Annotated in this window: 4 protein-coding genes; 3 read left to right on the top strand and 1 reads right to left on the bottom strand. The window is 70.0% G+C overall.

Annotated features, from left to right (window positions below):
• Positions 1 to 188: 188 nt before the first annotated feature.
• From ABGB08_RS54040 to ABGB08_RS54030, 3 genes are all read left to right on the top strand, one after another.
• Entirely contained in the window at positions 189 to 2,147 is a 1,959-nt protein-coding gene (locus tag ABGB08_RS54040; RefSeq protein WP_347608221.1) for a sensor histidine kinase, read from the top strand.
• A gap of 14 nt (positions 2,148 to 2,161) precedes the next feature.
• Positions 2,162 to 2,806: a response regulator transcription factor gene (locus tag ABGB08_RS54035; protein ID WP_155347507.1), complete on the top strand. Its 645-nt coding sequence runs from the start codon at positions 2,162 to 2,164 to the stop codon at positions 2,804 to 2,806.
• Between the two features lie 78 nt (positions 2,807 to 2,884).
• The gene (locus ABGB08_RS54030; RefSeq protein ID WP_347608217.1) at positions 2,885 to 3,553 is read left to right on the top strand and encodes a DUF937 domain-containing protein; all 669 of its coding nucleotides are present in this window, start codon (positions 2,885 to 2,887) and stop codon (positions 3,551 to 3,553) included.
• 119 nt (positions 3,554 to 3,672) lie between these two features.
• Here ABGB08_RS54030 and ABGB08_RS54025 read toward each other — a convergent pair whose 3' ends face one another.
• Positions 3,673 to 5,481, bottom strand: a complete 1,809-nt coding sequence (locus ABGB08_RS54025) for a potassium transporter TrkA (RefSeq protein ID WP_347608214.1) — start codon at positions 5,479 to 5,481, stop codon at positions 3,673 to 3,675.
• Positions 5,482 to 5,909: the final 428 nt, after the last annotated feature.

The following is a 5,909-nucleotide window of genomic DNA, read 5'->3' as shown; positions in this document are numbered from 1 at the left end:
ACCACGGCGATGGCGGGGCCGGGCGGAGCCCGGGGGAAACAAAGGGAGGGTGGGTGGGACCAACCGGCTGCCCGTCGCTTCGAGGGCTGTTCCGATCGGCGTCACCCCTGGCCGTTTCACCAGGTCCCGGTTGAGCCAGGACTCTAGGCCCATTTCGTTCGTGTCATGAAATGTTCGATGATGTCCTAATGCGTAGTACCGCTTCCCGGTGGCCGTGGGCGATCCCGGTCCTGTGCTCGCTCGGGATTGTCGGGGGCGTCGTGTTGAGTGTGAGCGTGCCCGAGGCAGACCTGACCTACCTCGCGCTCGACGCGGTCGTCGGCTTGACGTATCCGCTGATCGGAGCGCTGATCCTGGCGCGCCTGCCGCGGCATCCGGTGGGCTGGCTGTTCTGCGTCGGGGGCGCTGGCGTGACGCTCCAGGCGCTCTTCGGGGGTTACGCGGCGTATGGGGACGGGCTCGGCTGGCCGGGTGCGGATCTGGCGGCGTGGTCCTTGAACTGGGTGTTCTTCACCGGCTTCGGCCCGTTGCTGCTGCTTCCCCTGCTGCTCCCGGACGGGCGCCTCCCGTCGCCGCGCTGGCGGCCGGTTCTGGGCGCGCTGATCGCCGGGATGGCGGTGCTCCAGCTCACCCTGGTCTTCCGGGATCGCATCTGGGTCTGGGGTCACGAAGAGCCCAACCCGATCGGTTTCGTGCCCACCCCGCAGGCCGCGATCGCCTTCGCGGTCGTGATGGTCGCCCTCGGCCTGGCGGGAGCCGCCGCCCTCGCCGTCCGGTTCCGGGGCACCGAGCCCAACGGCGAGCAGCGACGGCAACTGGTCCCGGTGTTCGCGGCCGCCGCCGCCATCACCGCCGCCGTGCTGGCGGACACCTTCCTCCCGTACCATTCGCCGATCGGCGTGTGGCTGCTGGGCTTCACCCTGCCCCTGCTCCCGGCCGCGACGGCGATCTCGATCTTCCGCTACCGCCTGTTCGACCTGGAGATCCTGATCCGTAGGACGGTGGTCTCCGTCCTGGTCACCGGCGTGCTGCTGGCGATCTACCTGGCCGTGGTCGGCACCGCCCACGAGCTGCTGCGCCTCAACGGCGGCACCCTGGAACCCCTGATCGGCACCGCCGTGGTGGCGATCGCCTTCGCCCCCGTGCGGGACGCCGTCCAGCGCGCTGTCGGCAGGCTGCTGTTCGGCAACCGCGGCGACCCCGCCACCGCCCTGTCCCGCCTCGGCCACCAGCTGGAGGCCTCCGCCGACCCCACCCGCCTGCTCGACGGCGCCGCCGACACCGTGGCCCGCACCCTCCGCCTCCCCGCCGTCGCCGTCCTCGCCGCCGACGGCACCCCCCTGTCCGTCGTGGGGGAGATCCCCTCCGACGGCGTACGGCTCGCGCTGCACGCCAGCGGCCGCCGTGAGGGCGAGCTGCGCGCCGCTCCGAGAGCACCGGGGGAGGCGCTGTCCCGGGCCGACCTGGCCGTCCTCGACGACCTGGCCCGCCACCTGGCGCTGGCCGTCGCCGCCGTCCGGCTCACGCGCGAGGTCCAGACGTCGCGGGAACGCCTGGTGATCGCCCGCGAGGAGGAGCGCCGCAGGCTCCGCCGGGACCTGCACGACGGTCTCGGCCCCGGGCTCGCCGCGATCGGCGTGCGGCTGGATCTGATCGAGGCCAAGGCGCCGGTGGCGCTGCGCGAGCCGCTGGCCGACGTCCGGGAACTGACCCACGGGCTGGTCGGCGACGTCCGCCGGATCGTGCACGATCTGCGCCCGCCCGCGCTGGACGAGCTCGGCCTCGGCGGCGCGCTGGAGGATCTGGCGCTGGACGCGGACCGCGGTCCCGTGGTCACGGTGTCGATGCCGGGGCCGCTGCCGGTGTTGCCCGCCGCGGTGGAGGTCGCCGCGTACCGGATCGTTCAGGAGGCGCTGGCCAACGCGCTCCGGCACGCCGACGCGGCGAAGGTGGAGATCTCCGCGGCGGCCCGCGAGGGCCGGCTGCTCCTGGAGGTCCGCGACGACGGCCGCGGCCTGCCGGAACCTCTGGTTGAGGGCGTCGGCTCGGGGAGCATGCGGGAGCGCGCCGCCGAGCTGGGCGGCATGCTGGAACGGCGGTCCGCGCCGGGCGGCGGGACCACGGTCGCGGCGGTGCTGCCGCTGTGAACGAGGAGGAACCGATGACGGAGTCCCCGGTCAGGGTGCTGCTGGTGGACGACCACCCGCTGTTCCGGCACGGCCTGCGGGCCCTGCTCGAACAGGTCGGCGGCGCCGAAGTCGTCGGCGAGGCGGGCGACGGCGAGGAAGCCATCGAGATGGCGCTCGCGAGCAACCCCGACGTGGTCGTGATGGACCTCGTCATGCCCGGCACCTCCGGTCTGGAGGCCACCCGCAGGCTCATCGACCGGAGCCCCGACCTGGGCATCCTGGTGCTCACCATGAGCGAGGACGACGCCTCCGTGTTCGCCGCGCTCCGCGCCGGGGCGCGCGGCTACGTGCTCAAGGGCACCGGCGGCGCCGACTTCATCGCCGCCGTCCGCGCGGTGGCCCGCGGCGAGGCGGTGTATGGCGCCGCCGTGGCCCGCCGCATCCGCCGCTTCCTGGCCACCGGCCCCGGCAGCGGCCCGTTCCCGGAACTCACCCAGCGCGAACGCGAGATCCTCGACCTGCTGGCCTCCGGCAAGTCCAACGCCGACATCGCCAGAATCCTGTTCCTGAGCCTGAAGACCGTGAAGAACCACCTCACCAACGTGTTCGCCAAACTCCAGGTGGCCGACCGCGCCCAGGCCGTGGTCCGGGCGCGACAGGCCGGCCTCGGAGAGTGATTTGAGGCTTTTAGGAAGTTATGCGTAATTAGTCCGGGGAAGGGCCTCGCGGAGACGACGTTCGTACGGGGGGTTACCGTGAGCCAGTCGATGCAGGACGACCTGTTCTCCCAGCTGGGACCCAAGGGCATTCAGCAGATCGCGGTCATGATCGGGACCGACACCGAATCCGCGAAGGGCGCTGTCCAGGCTTCGCTCGGCACCATCGTGGGCGGCATGGCCCACCAGACCGAACACGCGCGTGGCGCGCAATCCCTGCGCTCCGCCCTGGACCAGCACACCGACAGCGACCCCTTCACCAACGTCACCGCCCTCGCCGACGCCAACGACGGCCAGAAGATCCTCAGCCACGTCCTCGGCGACCAGGGCACGGAACAGGCGGCTCAGGGCATCTCCCAGTTCATGGGCATCAACCCCAGGACCGTCTCCAAGGTGCTGACGATGGTCGCGCCCATGGTCATGTCCATGCTCGCCAAGCGCCTCAACCGGGGCATGGACATGGGCACCATGTCCCAGGACCTAGACCAGGAACGCAAGCAGATGAGCGGCACGGGCCTCGGCGAACTCCTGGGCAACCTCCTCAACGCCATCTTCGGCGACCAGGACTCCACCCGCCCCCAACCTCAGTCCCCACCCCCCACCCGCTCCAAATCCGGCGCCATCCCCATGCCCGCCCCCCCTCCGCGCCCGCGCCCCCCGACTCCCCAGCCACCACCACGCCGCGGCCCATCCAACCCCGACAGGTGAGCGAACCCGGTCCAGAGATTCCTATCGGCGCAGCTCAATCCGGCGAACGTTTTGTGGTTACCGCGGTTCTAGCTGTGCTCATTCGTGGGGCTGATGGGTTCCGGGACGGAGCGGGACCGTCAGCGTTCCGCTAGGACGATGACGGAGTCGTGGGGGCCGAGGGTGATCGATTGGGATTTATCGGGATTTAGGGTTACGCCGAAGTGGGGTGGGTGGTTGACGCCGGAGGCGAGGCGGTAGCCGATGGCGGTTTCGCCTCGGCGGCGGGCGGATTCGATCACTGTGGCGAAGCCGACGGGGACGCCTGGTTTGAGGTAGTCGCCGGCGGGTCTCGGGTAGATCTCCGAGCCGCGCGAGTCGAAGAGGTAGCCGAAGACGTCGGCCAGGTGCTGGTTCTCGGCGAGCTGAGCCAGCAGGAGGCCGATCACGGTGTCGCTGATGACGATGTCGTCGGCCTCGGTGACCTCGGCCAGGGCGCGGTTGCTCTCCTCGTGCATCTCGCTGACGATCGAGTATCGCTCGCCCAGGGCGGTCTGCATGTCGCGGAGCTGGAGCAGGGTCATCAGGGTGCGGGTGTCGGCGTGGTGGGCGGCGTACCGGTCGTCGGACAGGACGATCACGTGCTGGTAGAGGCCGATGCTGAGGGACTCCAGCGCGTACCGGTCGGTGGTGTCGCAGTCTTTGGCGTTGACCGTGAGATGGCGGAGGCCGGGCAGGTCGGCGCCCGCGTCCGGATGGTCGGCGGCGATGTCGAGGACCGAGCCGGGGGCCACGTAGCCGTCCAGGTAGCGGACGATCTTGCGGGCGCGGCTGTTCCAGCCCAGGATCAGGGTGCGTTCCGGCTGGGACTCGGCGCGCTCGGCGGTCACGATGGCGGTCGCGTCCACCTTGGCGCCGCTGCCCGCCAGCCTGATCATCGAATCGTCCTGGGCGATGACGATGATCTCGTCCGCGGTGCCGATCGGGGTGTCCATCGGCGGGTTGAGGGTGACCGTCCCGCTCTTCCGCAGGCCGATGACGGTGGCGCCTTTGAATGCGGCCAAGCTCTCGCCGTACGTACGAGTGGCCAGGGAGGGGTCGGCGCGCAGGTAGATCTCGCCGTCGTCGAAGTTGAGCAGGTCCATGCAGACGACCGACATTCCCGACTGGCGGGAGGATTGCACGATCAGCCGGGCGGCGGTGTCGTCGGAGTCGACCAGGTGGACTTTCGGGCCGCCCGCGAGCCTGGCCGCCGCCATGTTGGCGGAGTCCGCGATCGCGGCCACCGTCGGCGGATGCGCGCCCGAGCGTTTGGCCAGCGCGAGCAGAGTTCTGATCACGTGCGCGTCCGGGTCCTCGCCCTGGGGTGAGAGCACGACCACCGAACTGGCGTCCTGCAGGTTCATCAACGCCAGGTCGGCCGGTTCGGTGGGCCGCCCGGTCCGGCACACCAGGCGCGTCCTGCCGGTGTCGCCGAGGCGGGAGCGGATCTCGTCCTCCATCGTGAGCTTGTCGCGATCCGCGAGAATCGCGATGATCGATCCGCGCTGGCTGGCGTTGGCCTTCACGAGTTCGCCGACGATCGTGAAAATCTGGTCCGACCAGCCGAGGATGACGGTGTGACCCGCCTCGATGATCCTCGATCTGCCCTTCCGCAGGTCCTCGATCTTCTCCTTCAGCCCCGTGGACAGCAGGCTGACCAGGATGCTCACGATGAAGATCCCGCCAAGCGAGGCGACCAGCATCAGCGCCAGGTAGGGCGCGGTCCCACCGTCACTAGCGATCTTCCCCGGGCTGAGCGTCCGCATCAGCGCCGCCCACATGGCCCCCGGCAGGCCGTCCTTGACCTCCGCCGGAGTAAGCCACAACGCGAACCCGCTCACCACCAGAATCAACACCGCCGAAACCAGCGCCAACCACCCGATCAGCGCCGCCGTCCCTTTGGACATGGTGTTGTCAAACCAGTACCGAACCCGCTCCCGAAGCGTAGCCCTCGCCACCCGACCCCCTCAAAGATCGCCTCACCAACCGCCCAAGCTACCCTTCACCCCCCAAACCCACAGAAGAAACGAAATATCCAAACAACTCCTGTCAGAGGGTGCTCCTCACCAAGGAGTCATCAGGCACGTTTACGCGCGGACTGTCGTACGCGTGCCGCTTCACGGCGACGACTGACCTGCATCAGGCACGTCCACGTGGGGACTGCCGGGCGTTGCGAGGGGTCGCGAGCGGAATCCGATGGCTGTGTGGGAAGCCATTGCGACGGCAGGACCGGGCGGAGCCTGGAGGGGACCGGAGGGTGGGTGGGAGAACCACCGTGGCCACGGCGAGGGCGGGGGTGGGCGGAGCCTGGAGGGAACCGGAGGGTGGGTGGGAG

It is taken from the genome of Acrocarpospora sp. B8E8 (assembly GCF_039871605.1).
GTDB classification, from domain to species: Bacteria; Actinomycetota; Actinomycetes; order Streptosporangiales; family Streptosporangiaceae; genus Acrocarpospora; species Acrocarpospora macrocephala.
Note: the sequence above shows the minus strand (reverse complement) of the source record. Positions and strands in the feature narration are given on the sequence as shown.

Excerpts from the sequence above, each read along its gene's own strand:
- ABGB08_RS54035 (WP_155347507.1), top strand. The coding sequence starts at position 2,162 with ATGACGGAGTCCCCGGTCAGGGTGCTGCTGGTGGACGACCACCCGCTG.
- ABGB08_RS54025 (WP_347608214.1), bottom strand. The coding sequence starts at position 5,481 with ATGTCCAAAGGGACGGCGGCGCTGATCGGGTGGTTGGCGCTGGTTTCG.
- ABGB08_RS54040 (WP_347608221.1), top strand. The coding sequence starts at position 189 with ATGCGTAGTACCGCTTCCCGGTGGCCGTGGGCGATCCCGGTCCTGTGC.